The 18,007-nt window shown below is 62.5% G+C and carries 14 protein-coding genes and 2 pseudogenes; 6 read left to right on the top strand and 10 right to left on the bottom strand.

The window, feature by feature from the left end:
- Positions 1 to 178 precede the first annotated feature (178 nt).
- A pseudogene (locus AC0L3X_RS18730) lies at positions 179 to 367 on the top strand (CoA transferase); the annotation flags it as partial.
- A gap of 97 nt (positions 368 to 464) precedes the next feature.
- On the opposite strand, the gene AC0L3X_RS18725 reads toward AC0L3X_RS18730, so the two are convergent.
- The 4 genes from AC0L3X_RS18725 to AC0L3X_RS18710 form a co-directional block, all read right to left on the bottom strand.
- On the bottom strand, positions 465 to 773 hold the full coding sequence (locus tag AC0L3X_RS18725) for a right-handed parallel beta-helix repeat-containing protein (protein ID WP_354078460.1): 309 nt from the start codon (positions 771 to 773) through the stop codon (positions 465 to 467).
- Positions 774 to 823: 50 nt separating this feature from the next.
- Complete coding sequence (locus AC0L3X_RS18720; protein ID WP_473316646.1) at positions 824 to 2,338, bottom strand: tripartite tricarboxylate transporter permease; 1,515 nt, start codon at positions 2,336 to 2,338, stop codon at positions 824 to 826.
- Positions 2,339 to 2,347: 9 nt separating this feature from the next.
- Positions 2,348 to 2,890 carry a tripartite tricarboxylate transporter TctB family protein gene (locus AC0L3X_RS18715; protein ID WP_473316645.1) on the bottom strand — a complete coding sequence of 181 codons (543 nt, stop codon included), beginning with the start codon at positions 2,888 to 2,890 and terminating at the stop codon, positions 2,348 to 2,350.
- Positions 2,891 to 3,095: 205 nt separating this feature from the next.
- Positions 3,096 to 4,070, bottom strand: a complete 975-nt coding sequence (locus AC0L3X_RS18710) for a Bug family tripartite tricarboxylate transporter substrate binding protein (RefSeq protein ID WP_473316644.1) — start codon at positions 4,068 to 4,070, stop codon at positions 3,096 to 3,098.
- A gap of 437 nt (positions 4,071 to 4,507) precedes the next feature.
- Between AC0L3X_RS18710 and AC0L3X_RS18705 the strand changes: the two genes are divergently transcribed.
- Complete coding sequence (locus AC0L3X_RS18705; RefSeq protein WP_473316643.1) at positions 4,508 to 5,989, top strand: hypothetical protein; 1,482 nt, start codon at positions 4,508 to 4,510, stop codon at positions 5,987 to 5,989.
- Here AC0L3X_RS18705 and AC0L3X_RS18700 read toward each other — a convergent pair.
- A pseudogene (locus AC0L3X_RS18700) lies at positions 5,989 to 6,207 on the bottom strand (tripartite tricarboxylate transporter substrate binding protein); the annotation flags it as partial. The gene AC0L3X_RS18705 and the pseudogene AC0L3X_RS18700 sit on opposite strands and share 1 nt — an antisense overlap.
- A 422-nt stretch (positions 6,208 to 6,629) precedes the next feature.
- On the opposite strand from AC0L3X_RS18700, the gene AC0L3X_RS18695 reads away from it, so the two are divergent.
- Positions 6,630 to 7,241: a prepilin peptidase gene (locus tag AC0L3X_RS18695; protein WP_473316642.1), complete on the top strand. Its 612-nt coding sequence runs from the start codon at positions 6,630 to 6,632 to the stop codon at positions 7,239 to 7,241.
- An 83-nt stretch (positions 7,242 to 7,324) separates the two neighbouring features.
- Here the strand turns inward: AC0L3X_RS18695 and AC0L3X_RS18690 are convergent, their stop codons facing one another.
- The 4 genes from AC0L3X_RS18690 to AC0L3X_RS18675 form a co-directional block, all read right to left on the bottom strand.
- Positions 7,325 to 8,122, bottom strand: coding sequence for an enoyl-CoA hydratase/isomerase family protein (locus AC0L3X_RS18690; protein WP_473316641.1), 798 nt, complete (start codon positions 8,120 to 8,122; stop codon positions 7,325 to 7,327).
- A 58-nt stretch (positions 8,123 to 8,180) separates the two neighbouring features.
- Positions 8,181 to 9,380, bottom strand: coding sequence for a pyridoxal-phosphate-dependent aminotransferase family protein (locus AC0L3X_RS18685; protein ID WP_473316640.1), 1,200 nt, complete (start codon positions 9,378 to 9,380; stop codon positions 8,181 to 8,183).
- Between the two features lie 126 nt (positions 9,381 to 9,506).
- On the bottom strand, positions 9,507 to 10,790 hold the full coding sequence (locus tag AC0L3X_RS18680) for an MFS transporter (RefSeq protein WP_473316639.1): 1,284 nt from the start codon (positions 10,788 to 10,790) through the stop codon (positions 9,507 to 9,509).
- Positions 10,791 to 10,842: 52 nt separating this feature from the next.
- On the bottom strand, positions 10,843 to 12,045 hold the full coding sequence (locus AC0L3X_RS18675) for a pyridoxal-phosphate-dependent aminotransferase family protein (protein WP_354142148.1): 1,203 nt from the start codon (positions 12,043 to 12,045) through the stop codon (positions 10,843 to 10,845).
- Between the two features lie 133 nt (positions 12,046 to 12,178).
- Here AC0L3X_RS18675 and AC0L3X_RS18670 point away from each other — a divergent pair, with 133 nt between their 5' ends.
- The 3 genes from AC0L3X_RS18670 (at position 12,179) to AC0L3X_RS18660 (ending at position 16,420) form a co-directional block, all read left to right on the top strand.
- Positions 12,179 to 12,916, top strand: coding sequence for a GntR family transcriptional regulator (locus AC0L3X_RS18670; RefSeq protein WP_473316638.1), 738 nt, complete (start codon positions 12,179 to 12,181; stop codon positions 12,914 to 12,916).
- 107 nt (positions 12,917 to 13,023) lie between these two features.
- Positions 13,024 to 15,999 carry an FAD-binding and (Fe-S)-binding domain-containing protein gene (locus AC0L3X_RS18665; protein ID WP_473316637.1) on the top strand — a complete coding sequence of 992 codons (2,976 nt, stop codon included), beginning with the start codon at positions 13,024 to 13,026 and terminating at the stop codon, positions 15,997 to 15,999.
- Positions 15,992 to 16,420 (top strand): GlcG/HbpS family heme-binding protein, encoded by a 429-nt coding sequence (locus AC0L3X_RS18660; RefSeq protein WP_166342879.1) that lies wholly within the window; start codon positions 15,992 to 15,994, stop codon positions 16,418 to 16,420. The genes AC0L3X_RS18665 and AC0L3X_RS18660 overlap by 8 nt, the downstream gene beginning before the upstream one ends.
- An 833-nt stretch (positions 16,421 to 17,253) precedes the next feature.
- Here the strand turns inward: AC0L3X_RS18660 and AC0L3X_RS18655 are convergent.
- Positions 17,254 to 17,469 carry a hypothetical protein gene (locus AC0L3X_RS18655; protein WP_473316636.1) on the bottom strand — a complete coding sequence of 72 codons (216 nt, stop codon included), beginning with the start codon at positions 17,467 to 17,469 and terminating at the stop codon, positions 17,254 to 17,256.
- Positions 17,470 to 18,007 lie beyond the last annotated feature (538 nt).

The raw sequence follows: 18,007 nt of genomic DNA, 5'->3' as shown, positions 1-18,007 counted from the left end.
CTCCAATAGGAATCAGCGCGCGGGCCGGACGGTAATCTGAATCCCGGCTCCATATGAATGCCATGGCTGAGAAGACTCTCGACGCTGCCTAGAAGAGCTGCGAGATCTGCGTGCAAGATCATCCGTTTGGCGAGAATTCTCCGACCTCTCTCAGCCATTACCCCACGCAAAGACCTGCGCTCAGGACGTGCCGAACGACGAGGACCGCCACATTCGACTGGTCGGCCAACCCGTCACGCTGTCGCGCACGCCGAGCAAGATGGTGGCGCGGCCGCCGGAATTCGGCGAGCAGACCGACGAGATCTTGAAGGAGTTCGGCCTCAGTGCAGACGAGATCGCGACGCTCCGGAACGCCAAGGTGGTGTGAAAGAACGGCCGCGTCGCGACAGCCGGCCTTTCGGATCCGAGCCGCCGCGGTGATCACCATCGGCCGCGCATTGACGGCTTAAGCAACCATCTAGATCTTACGCAAACCGTCGAAGCGCGTGCCGACATAGCGGAGAAAGGTCGTTGTTGGACAGGTCGACCGATCCGCCGACTTGCTTGACGCCGATCGTGTTGAAGGAGATCGTCGTGGCGTCAATGTTGATGCCGCCGCCCGAGATGGCAATGCCGGCAACCGAGTTGCTTGACACGACCGAATTGCTGAGGTGAACGGCGGCGCCGGCACCCACGCCGATACCGCTGGCCGCGTTGATCACCTTGACGTTGCTGAGCGTCGCCTTGATCAAGCCCGCAGCCGCGCTGGCAATCGTAAAGCCGCTGCCTCCCATATCCCGTGGTGTTCACGACGTTCAGCGCTCCAGTTTCCAATCCGCTTGGGTCAAGCGGCAGGCTTCGCCCGCCGCGGCCATCCGACGCAGCGCAGCAAGCGGTCGATCACAGGCCAAAATAGCAGCACGATCGCCAAGGTTGTGATCGAGCCGACCAGGCTGTTCGACCAGAACACCTTGAGGTTGCCGCCGGACCCAATCATCGACAAGCGGAAGGCATCCTCGGCGCGGTTGCCGAGCACGAGCGCCAGGGTGAACGGCGCGAGCGGGATGCCGATCTTCTTGAAAACGTAGCCGACGACGCCGAAGCCCAGCATCAGCCAGATGTCGAACATCGCGTTCTGGATCGCATAGGCGCCGATCGCGCAGGACACCACGATCATCGGCGCCACCGCGGCGAACGGCACCCGCAGGATTGAGGCGAAGATTGGCACCGTCGTCAGCACTAGCACGAGACCGACGACATTGCCGAGATACATCGAGGCGATCAGGCCCCAGACGAAGTCCTTGTGTTCCACGAACAGCAGCGGACCCGGATTGAGTCCCCACACCATCAACCCGCCGAGCAGGATCGCGGCCGTGCCGGAACCGGGAATACCGAGCGCCAGCATCGGCAGCAGCGCCGAGGTGCCGGAGGCATGCGCCGCCGTCTCCGGTGCGAACACGCCCTCGATGCGGCCCTTGCCAAAGCTCTCGGGATCCTTGGCGAAGCGTTTTGCGAGGTTGTAACCCATGAAGGAGGCCGCGATCGCGCCGCCCGGGGTGATGCCGAGCCAGCAGCCGATGAAGGAGGAACGCAGCAGCGTCGCCCAGTATTTCGGCAGGTCCTTCCAGACGCTGAGCACGACGCGGAGCGAAATGCTCGCCGCGTGTCCGCGCAGCGCGAGCCGCTCCTCCATCGTCAGCAGGATCTCGCTGATGCCGAACAGGCCGATGACGGCAACGAGGAAGTTGATGCCGCGCAAGAGCTCGGCCGAGCCGAAGGTCATGCGCAGGTTGCCCGACACCGTGTCCATGCCGACGCCGGCGAGCAGAAGGCCGAGCGACATCGAGATGACCGTCTTGTGCTTGGCCTCGCGCCCCAATCCGACGAAGGAGCAGAAGGTCAGCAGATAGACAGCGAAGAACTCGGGCGGGCCGAACTTCAACGCAAAGGACGAGATCATCGGCGCGAGGAAGGTGATCAGCAGCACCGCGACCAGCGAGCCGATGAAGGAGGACGTGAACGCCGCGGTCAGCGCCTCCGCCGCCCTGCCCTGCTGCGCCATCGGATAGCCGTCAAACGTGGTCGCGACCGACCATGCCTCGCCGGGGATGTTGAACAGGATCGAGGTGATGGCGCCGCCGAACAGCGCGCCCCAGTAGATGCAGGACAGCATCACGATCGCCGAGGTCGGATCCATCGTGAAGGTGAGCGGCAGCAGGATCGCAACGCCGTTGGGGCCGCCGAGCCCGGGCAGCACGCCGACGAAGATGCCGAGCACCAGCCCGACCATCATCAGCACGAGCGTCTTCCACGTCAGCAGGACGGCGAAGCCATGAAGCAAGAGACCGAAAGCTTCCATCGTGAGCGCCTAGTAGCCGAAGGCCGCTTCGAGCGGCCCTTTCGGCATGATGACGTCGAAGGCGATGTCGAAGGTGACGAACATGATCGCCGTGAACAGGAAGGAAGTGAGCAGCGACTTCCACAGCGCGATCTTGCCGACGAGCCGCATGAAGCCCGCGATCAGGAGGAAGCTCGCGACGTAGAGGCCGAGGAACTGCATCACCAGGCAGAACAGCAGCGTCGGCACAAACACCGCCATCACACGGCGCGCTTGCGCACGCGTGACGAAGCTTTCGGATGCCGCGCGGTGCGCCACGAAGGCCGCAATCAGGCCATAGAGGCTGCCACCACCGAGGATGACGGAGAGATAGAACGGGAAATAGCCGGGCTCCGGCCCGGTCGAATCCCAGGAAGCGCCGGTGCGCCAATTGTCATAGCCAAGCGTTGCGGCCAACGCGAGCAACAGCAGGCAGACGAATATCTCGATCGTGCCGGAGGAGACGACGGAGGGTGAGTCGTCTTCAGGCGCGGTCGGATCGTCGACGACGATTTCAAGATCGGTTTGGGACATGAGCTGCTTTGCAAAAGCCGGGAGTGATGTCACCTCGCCCCGCTTGCGGGGAGAGGCAGAGGCCGCGTCCGCGGCCGTTTTCTAGAACGCCGAAGCGCCGGGTGAGGGGGACTCTCCGCGAATCCGTCTGCCACTCTCTTCGGGGAGGGAGCCCCTCACCCCTTCCCTCTCCCCGTAAGAACGGGGAGAGGGAGAAGAGAGACGGCTACTTCGCGACGAATCCGGCTTCCGTCATGAGCGACTTGTTGGTGGCGTCGTCCTCCTCGAGGAATTGCACCATGTCCTTGCCGGTGAGGAAGATCGGCTTCAGCGCCTGCTTTTCCATGTAGTCCTTGTATTCCGCGGTCTGCGTCACCTTGTGGAACAGATCGACATAGAACGCCTGCTGCTCCGGCGTGACCTTGCCGGGCAGGAACATCGCGCGCAGCATCAGATACTGGACGTCGACGCCCTCCTCCTTGCAGGTCGGGATGTCGGCCCAGGATTGCGTGTCCGTCACCTTGCTGGTGTAGGAGATGCGCTCCTTGTCGAACACGCAGAGCGGGCGCACCTGGCCGGCACGCCAGACTTCGAGATTTTCGCTCGGGTTGTTGACGTTGGATTCGGTGTGGTTGCCGACGAGCTGGGTCGCGGCCTCGCCGCCGGACTTGTAGGGCAGATAGGAGAATTTCGCGCCGGTCTTCTGCTCGAGGAAGACGGTCAGCACGTGATCCTCGCGCTTGGAGCCGGTGCCGCCCATCTTGAACGGCGAACTCGCCGCCTTCGCGGCCGCGACGAATTCCTTCACCGTCTTCGGACCTGCGCTGTTGTCCCACAGCACGAACTGGTCGAGCGCGATCACCGAGACCGGCGTCAGCTCGCGCCAGTTGAACGGGATCTTCGCCGACAGCGGCAGCATGTAGATCAGCGAATAGGCGATCAGCACCTTGTTCGGGTCGCCTTCGCTGGATTTCATGTACATCAGCGCTTCCGCGCCCGAGGCGCCGCCCTTGAGCGAGACTACGATCGGCTGCTTCATCAGATTGTTCTTCTGAATGGCGGCCTGCATCATCCGCGCCATCTGGTCGGAGGCGCCGCCCGCGCCTGCCGCCACCACGATCTCGACTGGTTTGGTCGGTTCCCAGCCGGCATAAGCCGGCGTGGCGCAAAGCGCTGCCGCCAGCGTGATTGTGGCCTTCATTCCATGTCCCACGCGCATCTTCCCTATGTTCTTATTCGGATTGGCAATTCGCGAAGTAAGGCGGGCTACATTGTGCGGGCGAACGCCAGCCAGTTCAAGTCGCCCGGCACTGCCCAGCTTATGACTTTGGAATGAGATTGTTCGCATATGGCCTGACTGCAATCTAGCCCGACCGTCGAAAGACCGTGGGTCGCGAGGGAGGCCAGGTACTTCGATGCCGACCTCCCGTACATCGCATTCGCCCCAGTCTGATCGGGGACGGCCTCTTCTACGCGGGCTAAGACACATCTTGTTATGAACCCACGATTGTGAGACATGCTCCAAAGTGCCGCCGAATGCGATTGGCCGGCAAACGCAACGCAGCCCTCTTTTTTTAAAGAAAAGGCAAAATGCACAGGCTTTCTTCGGGATTAGGCGCGTCGACGACACTGCTCCTTATGATCGCCATCGTTCTCGTCTTGGGCGTTTCCAATCTCCTTTTTGGCGAGATTGTTCCTGCCGGAGGCGGGTTCGGCTGGGACGGCGTCACCTACGCCGACATGGTACGCAGACTTGGCTCGATGATCAGCAACGGGCAGCTGAGTCATTACTATTCACAGCGTATCCTTCCCTCCGTGATCGTCAGGTCGATGCTCACTGTCTCGGGGAACGATCTTTCCAATCAAAACATCATTCGTGGTTTTGAGCTGCTGAATTTGCTGGCGCTGCTCTTAGGTGTCATCATTTGGAAGAGAATGGCGGATCTGCTTTCGATCGGCCCAAGCGGGCAGTGGATCGGGTTCGCCAGCCTCTTCCTGAATTACTTTGCTACCAAGAATTTGATGTATTACCCGGTATTGACCGATGGTGTTGCGCTTTTTGTCAACCTGCTCCTGCTCTTGCTTTATCTGGAACGACGCGCACTGCTGATCCTCATCGTTACGATTGCAGGATCATTTGCGTGGCAGCTCACAGGAGTTTACGGCGCAATATTGTTGATCTCTCTAAACCTAAAATTGCCGGACGTCCAAAGTGTACAGTTACCCTTGACGCCGTCAGATGGGATGCGAAACGATCATCAAATGCGCACCTTCCGGCTGTTCGTTGCGATAGTGGCGGCGGCGATCTCGATCTTCGTGCTTGCGTCGCTTACGCGAGCAATCAAGACGGGCTCCCAGTTCCATGAGCTTGGTATTTTTCTGACCGGCGCGCCTTCCTTGATGATCGTCGTGCTTGCGCTCTGGATCTTGATCGGCCCCGTCTTATTGAGCCGCTCTACCCTGGCCATGCTCGCCGATGTACCCCTGCGCTTCTTTCTGCTTGCAGCTGCCGGACTGCTAATTCCTCATATTGCTTTTACGGCCATATCAAACCCGGATGTCGCGAACCCGAGTGGCATATTCTACGTATTAAAACTGATCATCTTTCCAATGACTGGCAGGGGAAAGTTTCTAATGCCCTTCCTGTCGGCAACGCTTCTTTGGGGACCGGCTGTGCTGCTCGTGATCCTCAGGTGGACAGACGTGAGTGCCGAACTGCGGAAACTAGGGCTTGGGCCGCTTGGCATCGTTGCCGCCACTCTACCGCTAGTGTTAGTCACTGAGTCCCGCTTCATACTCGGTGCTTGGCCAAGCTTGGTGTTGGGACTGGCTCTCGCACTCAACCGGTCGGGCGTATCAAATCTCTTCAAATATCTCTTTGCCACCCTGACGATCTTGAACACGCAATTGTGGCTCAAGTTCAATATCGCCCCGTGGGAAGGTAATGATTATGCCGATCTCACTGAATTCCCGAAGCAGATGTACTTTCTTCACTATGGACCCTGGATGGGGTGGCCGGCCTACCTCGTGCAGCTTCCTTTGTGGCTGTTCGCGGCCTACCTCCTTTCGATCGCAATGCGTCCGAAGAATAACACCAGTTTAGCTGTCAAATGCGATTAGTCCGTCGCGCTCGGGTACTTAGAACTATCTGCCCCGTTCAGCATCGGCTGCTTCATCAGATTGTTCTTCTGAATGGCGGCCTGCATCATCCGCGCCATCTCGTCGGAGGCGCCGCCCGCGCCTGCCGCCACCACGATCTCAACGGGCTTGGTCGGCTCCCAGCCGGCAAAAGCCGGCGCGCCACAAAGCGCGGCGGCCAGCACGACCGCGGCCTTCATTCCATGTCCCACGTGCGTCTCCCCAAGTTTTTCGCCTATGTTCTTGTTCGGATTGGCAATTCGCGAAGCAATGCGAATTGCATTGTGCGGGCGAATGCCGGCCAGTTCGAGCCGGCCCGGCGCCGCTCCGCTTATGACTTTGGAATGAGATCGATTGCAAGCTCGACCGCTGAAATCTCGGGACTGGAATAGAAGGCGAGTCCCCAAATCAACGTTGGAGTTCGGGTTGCCGCCTACGATCGTTCGGGAATTCCCTGCTGTCTGGCAGTGAGAGATAATTTGTCACAGCTTTGTGCCACAAAGTCCGCGAGACCATCGGGCGGATGGGTCGGCACGCCGGATGCAACCTATGATCACCGTTCTCCAGTTGCTTCAGTGAAGAGCAGCCGCTCGTTTCCTCAGTTTGCAGATGCCGAGAGCGCATGGTCTATTTCAATCGGAATTCCACTGGAAGAAAACCAAAGGTAATTCAAAGCGCTTGGGTATTCGCTGTCGTCGTATTCGTGCTCGTTGTCACAAGTCTCATGATCGCGTCGGGCGCGGATGGGCTGTTGGGTGCATACCTCGCCGCCCTAATGCTCGGCATCGCCTGCAACGACGCCCGCCACTACCTCATTCCAAACGAGCTGACCGCCGCGGCTTTCGGAATTGCCTTGTTACACGGAGCAATCTTAACCAATGCCGATGTAACATCCATGCTGTGGCTGGTTTTTCGCGCCTCCGCGGTAAGTCTGCCGTTGTTTTTTCTCTTGTTGTTCTACCGCTACTGGCGCGGCCGGAGCGGATTGGGGCTTGGAGACGTCAAGCTTGCCGCGGTTGCCGGTGCCTGGCTCGAACTCCCAACGGCGGCTGCGGTGATCGAATTGGCAGCACTTTCAGCGATTGCCGCCTACACCGCCAATGCTGTCGTGCGACGACAGCCGCTGCGACGCACGGCATTCCTGCCGTTCGGACTTTTTATGGCGCCAGCTATTTGGATCGGCTGGCTGAGCGAACAATTGCTTTTGCGCTGGGGGTATTTCTGGCCGGGTTGACCTTGCGGCTTGCAAGGTCAGTGCCTCGGCGGTCTCGCGGCCGCCAGTTGAGTGATCGAGACGCGGAGACGTAGTGTCCCGCGCTACTTGCCCTTCCAGTTCGGCGTGCGCTTGTTGAGGAAGGCGTCCATGCCCTCGCGGAAATCTTCGCTCATATAGGCCTTGAGGATCAGGTCCTCGCCCTCTTCGCGCGACAGCGTCCGGCGGATGCGGCGCACCGCCTCCTTGGTCGCTTCCAGCGTGAGCGGCGCATGGCTTGCGACGAGCTTTGCGGTCTCGTCGGCACGGCGCTGCAGCGTCTCGACGTCGGGGACGATTTCGGTGAGCAGGCCGAGCGCCAGCGCTTCCTGCGCTTCGACCAGTCGCGCCTTGAAGATCATATCCTTGGTGCGCGCGGGACCAACCAGCGAGACGACGCGGCTGATGTTCGACATTGACAGGCAGTTGCCGAGCGTCCGCGCGATCGGAAAGCCCATTCGCGTCGTCTCGGTGCCAATGCGGAGATCGCAGCAGGCCGCGATGCCGGCGCCGCCACCGGTGCAGGCCCCGGCGATCGCCGCAATCACGGGCACGCGGCACTGCTCGAGCGTGCCGAGCACGCGGTCAATGCGGGCCTCGTAGTCGAGCGCGTCCTGCGCGGTCTTGAACGCCCGGAACTGGGAAATGTCGGTGCCGGAAGCGAACGCCTTGTCGCCGGCACCGGTCAGGATCAGCGCCTTGATCGAGCGGTCGCCGTTGATCTCGGTGCAGATCTCCGCCATGCGGTCATACATGGCGAAGGTCATGGCGTTGCGCGCCTGGGGGCGGTTGAAGGTGATCCGCGCGATGCCGTCCGTGACGGAGTAGAGCAGGTCTTCGTTGGTCGTCGTCGGTGCGTTCATCGCGCGCTCACTTTCCAAATTAGTTCAAGCCGCCTGAACCTTCAGGCGACCTGCGCCTTTAAGCCACCTGAGCCTTGGCCATCGGCACCGCGTCGCGTCCCTTCAGGACGTCCATGGCCGCCAATACGCCGCCGCCGCGGTGCGGAATCTTTGCAAGATCAAGGCCCATCTCGACGCCGGCGAGCGTACCCATCAGCATCAGATCGTTGAAATGGCCGATATGGCCGATGCGGAACACCTTGCCCTTGACCTTGTTCAGGCCGGTGCCGAGCGACATGTCGAAGTTTTCCAGCACCACCTTGCGGAAGGCGTCGGCGTCGTGGCCATCAGGCACGCGCACGCCGGTCAGCGCCGGCGAATGCGCGGCGGGATCGGCGCACTGCGTCTCGAGGCCCCAGACCTTGGTGGCGGCGCGCGTCGCGGCGCTGTGACGCTTGTGGCGGGTCCAGACGTTCTCCAGCCCCTCCTCCTCAAGCATCTTGACCGCTTCGCGCAGGCCGTAGAGCAAATTGGTGGCGGGCGTGTAGGGGAAGGTGCCGAGCTTGTTGAAGGTGATGACCTCTTGCCAGTCCCAATAGGAGCGCATGCCGGGGTTGGCCTTCGCCACCGCGAGCGCCTTCTCCGATACGGCGTTGAAGCTGAGACCGGGCGGCAGCATCAGGCCCTTCTGGGAGCCGGCGACCGAGACGTCGACGCCCCAGGCGTCATGCTCGTATTCCATCGAACCGAGGCCGGAGATGGTGTCGACCATGAGCAGCGCCGGATGCTTGACCCGGTCGAGCAGCTTGCGCACGTCGAGCGGCGGCGTCACGCAGCCGGTCGAGGTCTCGTTGTGGACGACACAGACCGCCTTGATCGCGTGCTGCTTGTCCGCGCTGAGGCGCTTCTCGATCTCGGCGAGGTCGGCGCCATGGCGCCAGTCGCTCGGGATGAAATCGACATCGATCTTGAATTTCTCGGCGATGCCGCGCCACAGCACGGCGAACTGGCCGGTCTCGCACATCAGCACCTTGTCGCCGGGCGCGAACACGTTGACCATCGCCGCTTCCCAGGCCCCCGTCCCGGACGAGGGGAAGATGATCACGGGCTGCTTGGTGCGGAACACCCGCTGCATCGACGCCAGGACCGCAAAACCGAGCTCGGCGAACTCCGGACCGCGATGGTCCAGCGTCGGCATGTCCATCGCCCGCAGCACGCGGTCGGGCACGTTGGTCGGTCCTGGAATCTGTAAGAAATGCCTTCCAGTGTGCACGGTCATCGGCGTCCTTCCCGGTCTAGCCTTGGTTTTGATGGCCGCCGAATAGCACCATTTGACCAGCTTGTCCCCTCTCCTAAAGGCGCCTCCCATGCATTACCGGCGGCCCTCGCCCCAAGCGCGCTTCCCCTACTCCGCGGCCACCACCTTTCCGACCGGCAGGCGCCCGTCGGCCTCCGTAAACGGACGCTCCGGATGCATCAGGAAGGCGGAGAAGCCACCGAGCAGCAGCAGCCCCATCGACATCAGGAACGGCAGGTACCAGTTGCCGGTCGCGTCGATCACGAAGCCGGCAACGAGCGGCGACACGATGGCGGCGAAGGCCGAGCCAGTATTCATGAGGCCCGAGGCGGTGCCGGAATATTTCGGGGCGATGTCCATCGGGATCGACCACATCGGGCCGATCACCAGCTCGGCGCAGAAGAAGCCGGCGGACAGGCATAGCGCGACGATCGTGATGTCGTGGACGAACAGGATCGGAAACAGCGAGAGCAGCGCGCCCGTAAATCCCGCAACGATGACGCTCAGCCGCGCCAGCCGGACATTGCCGGTGCGGTCGAGGATCTTGTCCGAGAGCACGCCGCCGACACTGTCGCCGACTACGCCGGCGAAGAAGACGCCGGAGGCGAACAGCGCCGAGTTCTTGATGTCGAGATTATAGTTGTTCTTGAAGAACAGCGGCAGCCAGTTGAGATAGAGCCACAGACACCAGCCGTAGCAGAAATAGGTCAGCGTCACTGGCCACATGCGTCCGAGCAACGGCCCCCACGGAACGCGCGGCCGCTCGCCGGTCGGGCGCGGCGGCAGTACGGCGAGCTCGGCCTCGGTGATGGAGGCGTGCTCCTTCGGCTCGTTGCGGAAGTACCAGACCCAGACGACGCCCCAGACCAGGCTGACGAGACCGAGCACGACGAATGCGCCGCGCCAGGTCAGCCAGAGGATGAGCAGCGCCACCACCGGCGGCGTCACGGCGTTGCCGAGCCGGGCGAAGGAATGGGTCAGTCCCTGCGCAAAACCGCGGCGGTTCGCGGGCGTCCAGTATTGCATCGCGCGCGTTGCCGTCGGAAAGGTCGCGCCCTCGCCGAAGCCGAGCGCGAAGCGCGCGACGAACAGTGCGGCAAGACCGTTGACGAAGCCGGTCGAGATGGTCGCCGCCGCCCAGATCATGCCGCACCAGAACAACGTCTTGCGCGGCCCGAAACGATCGCCGACCCAGCCGCCGATCACCTGGAACAGCAGATAGGGATAGGCGAAGGCGGAGAAGACGAGGCCAAGCTGGGTGTTCGACAGACCCAGCTCTTTCTGGATCTCGCTCGCGGCGGTGCCGATGTTCACCCGGTCGACATAGGTGATGAAATACATCGCGCAGAGCATCGCCAAGACGACATGCGTGGCCTTGAACCGAATTCCCATCTCCACCCTCCCTGACTGTTTTTTATGATTGGCCTTGCGTGTCCCGCGCGACCTAGGTGCCGACCACTTTCAGATGCGGCGAGGCATTGCCCTGCGGGCGCTGCTCCAGCAGCTTCATCGCGGCGTCGACACCGCCGGAGCGATGCGGCACGCCCGCAACCGACAGGCCCATCTCCACGCCGGTGAGCGCACCGAGCAGCGTCAGCGCATTGCATTCGCCGAGATGGCCGATGCGGAAGACTTTTCCGGCGACCTTCGACAGGCCCGAGCCGAGCGACATGTTGTAATTGTCAAGCGCGATCTTGCGGAACTGATCGGCGTCGTGGCCCGGCGGCATCAACACCGCGGTGAGCACCGGCGAGAACTCCGAGGGCTCCTGGCAGAGGATCTCGAGGCCCCAGTGACTGACGGCGGCACGCGTCGCGGCAGCCAGCCGCTGATGGCGCGCGAACACGTTGTCGAGCCCCTCTTCGAGCAGCATCGCGATCGCCTCGCGCAGGCCATAGAGCAGATTGGTTGCCGGCGTGTAGGGGAAGAAGCCGTTGGCGTTGGGCTTGAGCATCTCCTCCCAGTCGAAATAGGAGCGCGGCATCTTGTTGGTCTTCGCAGCAGCGCGGGCCTTCTCCGAGATCGCATTGAAGCCGAGGCCGGGCGGCAGCATGAAACCTTTCTGCGAGCAGCTCACGCTGACATCGACCTTCCACTCGTCGTGGCGGTAGTCGACCGAGCCGAGCGAGGAGATGGTGTCGACCATCAGCAGCGCCGGGTGACCAGTGCGATCAATCGCGGCGCGGATCTCGGCGATGCGGCTGGTCGCGCCGGTCGAGGTCTCGTTGTGCACGACCATGACGGCCTTGATCGCGCGCGCCTTGTCCTCGGTGAGCTTCGCCTCGATCAATGCGGGATCGGCGCCGCGGCGCCAGTCGCCGGGCACGAAGTCGACCTCGATGCCGAATCGCCCCGCCATCTGCCGCCACAGGGTGGCGAAATGGCCGGTCTCGACCATCAGCACCCGGTCACCAGGCGACAGCGTGTTGACGATCGCGGCCTCCCAGGCGCCCGTTCCCGACGAGGGGAAGATCACGACCGGACCCGCGGTCTGGAAAATCTTCTGGCTGCCTTCGAGCACGGCGCGGCCGAGCTCGCCGAACTCGGCGCTCCGGTGGTCAATGACCGGCATGTCCATGGCGCGGAGGACGCGCTCGGGGACCGGGCTCGGGCCTGGAATCTGAAGGAAATGGCGTCCCTGGTGCATGAAAACCTCCCTGTCGGCGGACTCTAGCCGGCTTCGGAGGCCATTTTGCATTCATTTTTTGTCATTTCAATTGAATTTTGGTATTCGATTGTGAACATCGACGCGATCAAACAGGCAAACTATTGTGTCGCAAATGAAATCCACGATTCCCGACACTGGGGTTCCGATCGCCCCACCAGCCGCAAATGGCGGCGACCGCCAGGAGGCCTCGCTTCACGGCGAGATCCTGCTGCGGCTGCGCGACTACGTGGTCGAGGGCAATATTCCCGACGGCGCACGCGTTCCCGAGCGGCAGCTCTGCGCGATGCTCGGGATCTCCCGCACGCCGCTGCGCGAGGCCCTGAAAGTGCTCGCCTCCGAGGGGCTGATCGAGCTCCTGCCCAACCGCGGCGCGCGCGTCCGCCAACTCAGCCAGCGCGACCTCGAAGAGCTGTTCGACGTCATGGCGGGGCTGGAGAGCCTTGCCGGGCGCCTCGCCTGCGAGGCCATTACGGATGAGGAAATCACCGCGATCGAGCAGCTGCATTACGAGATGTACGGGCACTATCTGCATCGCGACATGCACGGCTATTTCCAGACCAACCAGCGCATCCACGAGAGCATCGTCGCGGCCGCGCGCAACGAGACGCTGAAGACCGCCTACGCCAACTTCGCGGGGCGCATCCGCCGGGTCCGCTACTCCGCCAATTTCGCCCGCAAGCGCCAGCGCTGGGCGGAAGCGATGCGCGAGCACGAGGCCATCCTCGACGCACTGCGCCGCCGCGCCGCCAGCGAGCTCAGCGACATCCTGTTCCAGCACCTGCGCAACAAGCGGGCGGCCGCGATCGAGCACCTGACCGAACCCCAAGATGACACGCCGGCCGCCCCTTAAGGGGTGGCTGGCTTGCTCATTTTGAATTCATAATATAATCGGTCAGAAACAAGAATGAATACTCCAACCAGCCACAGGCGCCGCGTTGGATCAATCCGGGACCAGGGATGACAATCGCCTCCTCGCTCGAACGGCGCCTGCGCGCGGACATGACTGGCGACGTCCTGTTCGACGGCTTCAGCCGCGGCCGCTACGCCACCGACGCCTCGTTCTACCAGATCGTGCCCGCCGGCGTGGTGGTCCCGAGGACCATGGACGAGGCCTTGCGGGCGCTGGCGATCGCCCGCGACGAGGGCCTGAAGGTCACCCCGCGCGGCGGCGGCACCTCGCAATGCGGCCAGACCGTCAATGACGGCCTCGTGGTCGATCTCTCGAAACACCTCAACCGGATCCTGTCGCTCGACGTCGACGGCCGCACCTGCGTGGTCGAGCCCGGCATCGTGCTCGACGACCTCAACCGCCAGCTCAAGAAGCACGGCCTGTGGTTTCCGGTCGACGTCTCCACGGCCTCGCGTGCCACGATCGGCGGCATGGCCGGCAACAATTCCTGCGGTGGCCGCTCGCTTCGCTACGGCACGATGCGCGACAACACGCTGTCGATGGAGGCGGCGCTCGCCGACGGCACGCTGGGCCGGTACGGCGAGGTGTCGCGCGATCTCTCCGATCTCGATGCGAACGACAGCGCGCGAGCCCTGTTCCGCGACATGCTCGATCTCGGCGCCCGCGAGGCCGACGAGATCGCCGCGCGCTTTCCCAAGGTGCAGCGCCGTGTCGGCGGCTACAATCTCGATGCGCTGACGCCGCGCAATGCGCGCAACAACATGGCACATCTCCTGGTCGGCTCCGAAGGCACCCTCGCCTTCACCACCAAGGTCGAGCTGAAGCTGTGGCCCGTCATCCGCAACAAAGCGCTCGGCATCTGTCATTTCGGCAGTTTCTACGAGGCGATGGACGCCGCCCAGCACCTGGTCAAGCTCAAGCCGATCGCGGTCGAACTGGTCGACCGCACCATGCTCGCGCTCGGCCGCGACATCGCGATGTTCAGGCCGATCATCTCCGCGGCCATCAAGGGCGATCCGGATGCCGTTCTGGTGGTGGAATTCGCCGAAGACGACCAGGCGGACAATCTGGTGCGCCTCAAGCAGCTCGGCGAATTGATGGGCGATCTCGGCTTCGGCTGGAACAACGAGCAGCGCAAATGGGGCGGCGTGGTCGAGATCACCGAGCCCGCACTCCAAAGCGGCATTGCCGATTTCCGCGCCGCCGGCCTCAATGTCATGATGTCGATGAAGCAGGAGGGCAAGCCGGTCTCGTTCGTCGAGGATTGCGCCGTGCCGTTGCCGCATCTGGCCGACTACACCGCGCGCTTGAGCGAGGTTTTCGCAAAGCACGGCACCAGCGGCACGATGTATGCGCATGCTTCCGAGGGCTGCCTGCACGTACGGCCCGTGCTGAACCTGAAGCTGGAGAAGGACGTCAAGGCGATGCGGGCCATCGCCGAGGAGGCCTTCGCGCTGGTGCGCGAGTACAAGGGCTCGCATTCCGGCGAGCATGGCGATGGCCTGGTGCGGTCCGAATTCCACGAGACCATGTTCGGCGAGCGTCTCGTCGCCGACTTCAGGGAGGTGAAGAGCCGCTTCGATCCCGAGGGCGTCCTCAATCCCGGCAAGATCGTCGATGCGCCCCGGATGGACGATCGCTCGCTGTTCCGCTTCAAACCCGACTACCGCGTCAACGAGTTGAAGACGAAGCTGGATTGGTCCGCCTATCCCGGCGCCGGCGGCGGATTCCAGGGCGCGGTCGAGATGTGCAACAACAACGGCGCCTGCCGCAAGCTTGAGGGCGGCGTGATGTGCCCATCCTATCGCGCGACGCGCAACGAGAAGGACGTTACCCGTGGCCGCGCCAACAGCTTGCGGCTCGCCATCTCCGGCCAGCTCGGTCCCGACGCGTTGTCCTCCGACGAAATGATGGAGACCCTAAAACTCTGCGTCTCCTGCAAGGCCTGCCGCCACGAATGCCCGACCGGCGTCGACATGGCCAAGATGAAGATCGAGGTGCTCGCCGCCCGCGCCGCGTCCCATGGCCTGACCCTGCGTGACCGCCTGGTCGGCTACCTCCCGCGCTATGCCGGTCTCGCGTCGCGCTTCGCGCCACTCGCCAATTTGCGCAACCGCAGCCCGCTGCTGCGAAAGCTGTTCGAGCGCTTTGCCGGCATCAGCGCGCGCCGCGCCCTGCCCGCCTTCCGCAGCGACGTGTTCGTGCCGCCCGCGGGAGCGGTCGGGCCGGAGACCGGCCGCGAAGTCGTGCTGTTCACGGACACCTTCAATCGCATCTACGAGCGCGAAAATCTCGACGCCGCGCTCCGCGTGTTCGCGGCGGGCGGTTATCGCGTGCACCTGCCCAAGCCGGCGAGCGGCAGTCGCCCGCTCTGCTGCGGCCGTACATTCCTCTCAGCCGGTCTCGTCGACGAAGCCAGGGCCGAGCTCGACCGCCTCGTGGCCGCGTTCGCGCCCTTTGCCGCCCGCGGCGTGCCGATCGTCGGCCTCGAGCCGAGCTGCCTGCTGACGCTGCGCGACGAGCTCGCCTCGCTGCGCAAGGACAACGACGCCAGGGCCGTCGGCGCCCACGCGCTGACTTTCGAGGAATTCCTGGTGCGCGAGGCCGAGGCCGGCCGGCTGCAACTGCCGCTCGGCATCGTCGCCGACAAGGCCGTCGTGCACGGCCATTGCCACCAAAAATCCTTCGGCGCCTTCAAACCGGTCGAGCAGGTGCTGCGCCTCATTCCGGACCTGAAGGTCGAGACCATCGAATCGAGCTGCTGCGGCATGGCCGGCGCCTTCGGCTACGGCGCGGACACCTATGATGCCTCGATCGAGATGGCCGAGCTGTCGCTGCTGCCCGCGGTGCGGCGCGCCGACCAAGCTACACTGGTCGTTGCCGACGGCACCTCCTGCCGGCATCAGATCCACGACGGCGCCCAGCGCGAAGCGCTTCACGTCGCGCGCGTGCTGGCGATGAGCCTCGACCGCGCCGGAGCAAATTCCACTTCTCACACTAAAAAGGGAACCAGCCATGGCTGACCTCACGCTCGACACCGCTCGCAAGATCCTCGACGCCGCCTTCGCAAAATCCACCGAGCTGAAGCTCAAGCCGCTGGTCGTCACCATCCTGGACGCACGCGGCGTGCTCAAGATCGCCGCGGCGCAGGACGGCACCAGCCTGATGCGCGCCGAGATCGCCCACGGCAAGGCCTATGGTGCGCTCGCCATGGGCATGGGCTCGCGCGCCTTGTACCAGCGTGCGCAGGAGCAGGCCTATTTCATCGATTCCGTGAATACCATCGCCAAGGGGGCGCTGGTGCCGGTCCCCGGCGGCGTGCTGATCATGGATGGCGCAACGCTGCTCGGCGCCGTCGGCGTCTCCGGCGACACCTCCGACAATGACGAGGCTTGTGCCGTGGCCGGCATCTTGACCGCCGGCCTCACGGCCAATGCAGGATAGCAGTTGTCCACGCCGAGAGCGAAATGCGGAATTGGTCGATAGGCCAACGATGTCGCAGTCTACACGGCTAGAGGTCCGACCGCCCCTGCCGCCAAGCCGACAACCACCTCTCGCCGATCCAGCGAAAATGGACCTTCAGCCTCCCGATGGTGGAACGACGCCGGCGCGCCCTCATTCTCCCCGTCGTCCATTGATCAACGACATCCTTTCTGCGGTGACCTGGAAGCCCGCACAACAAAATTGAAAATGCATCACTCGAACGGAGCGCACCGTTGCTCCTTCGAGCGGAAATCTCGCCATTGTTGCGGATCCGATCGTTCCAGCGCCGTGCGCGCGACGCGCCAATCCACTCGGTGATGCGACCGGCTTCACCGGGATACGGAGCGCGGCTTAGAAAACAGCAACAGTTGCATACGGATTTTGATGTTCATCGATTGAGCTTCCCCCAAGCAAAATCTCAGCAGAAATGAAAATGCACCGATCAATCTACGACCGTTAGAGTTGCGCAGGCCGCACCATAGGTGCAGACGGGCGCATGTCGCGAACGCCGAGTTTTCCACAACTTTTGGATGATCATCCACGCATCAAGGAAGGCGCACGGAGAGGTTGCGTGCCGCGACAACTGATTTTTCAGACTGACAAGCCTTTTTGCAGTTTTCGCCTACCGATAAGGTTCGTGTGATTTTTCTATCAGTTCGCCAACTGACTCCAGTTGCGACCATTCTTTATCAGTCGTCGACCGAGTTCATTGTGTAATTTCCTTATCGGTCAAAGTCCTGCCGTTCAAAAAGGATTAGATCTGCTGATCAGGGCGGCCTTCCTACGGCGCGCTGTTACAGGCCGAGCTGACCAGGAGACCGCCAACGGCGCAGGATCTGGCCAGAGCTGACCTGCTTGAAGTAGACGTCGTTGAGATGGTCTTCGGCTTCACGGAAGCCGATCTTTCGCTTAAGCTCATCGCTGATGGCTTTGTGACTGTCAGCGGCCTCCAAGGCTTCCCCGATCCGGTGTTGCTTTCGCTCGTCGGGCACGCTCTGAAACAGATGCATGAACTGATCTTTTGGCCGCGCGAGCTTGTTATCCCACCAGCCCGCGCTGGGAGACTGGGCGGATGCGGGTAAGATTTGGCGAAGCATGGGAAGCGGAAAAATGGATGATGGCGCAGTTTGCCCTCGGCATCTAGCCTGCCCTCCGAAGCTGCCCGGTATGAAGAATGGATCGCGGAGACCACTTGTGCAGATCAAGCTTCCGGAGACAGACCTCAAATCAGTCCAAAGCCTCGACAGTGTTGAACTTAGAGATGAGGACGGCAGGCAGATCGGACAGTACTTGTTTGGAAAGGGCCGAGGGCGGATCGTTTTCTTATTCGGGAAGTATAGAGGCGCGTTCAAGACCCACGCTGAATGTCAGGCTTTCGTCGACGGCGTTCTCGCGGTAATCAACTATCAGATTGGTGGCCAGAGCCCCCAATGACAAGTAAGAAGAACAACAGAAACCGAACAAGAACGTGAGTCTGGAAAAAGCATCGACAGTCCGCCTGCCCCTGTGAGTTCCGTGGCGCCGAGCACGGTCTTGGTTCTTAAATAT

Source organism: Bradyrhizobium sp. MI1.7 (genome assembly GCF_055811795.1).
Note: the sequence above shows the minus strand (reverse complement) of the source record. Positions and strands in the feature narration are given on the sequence as shown.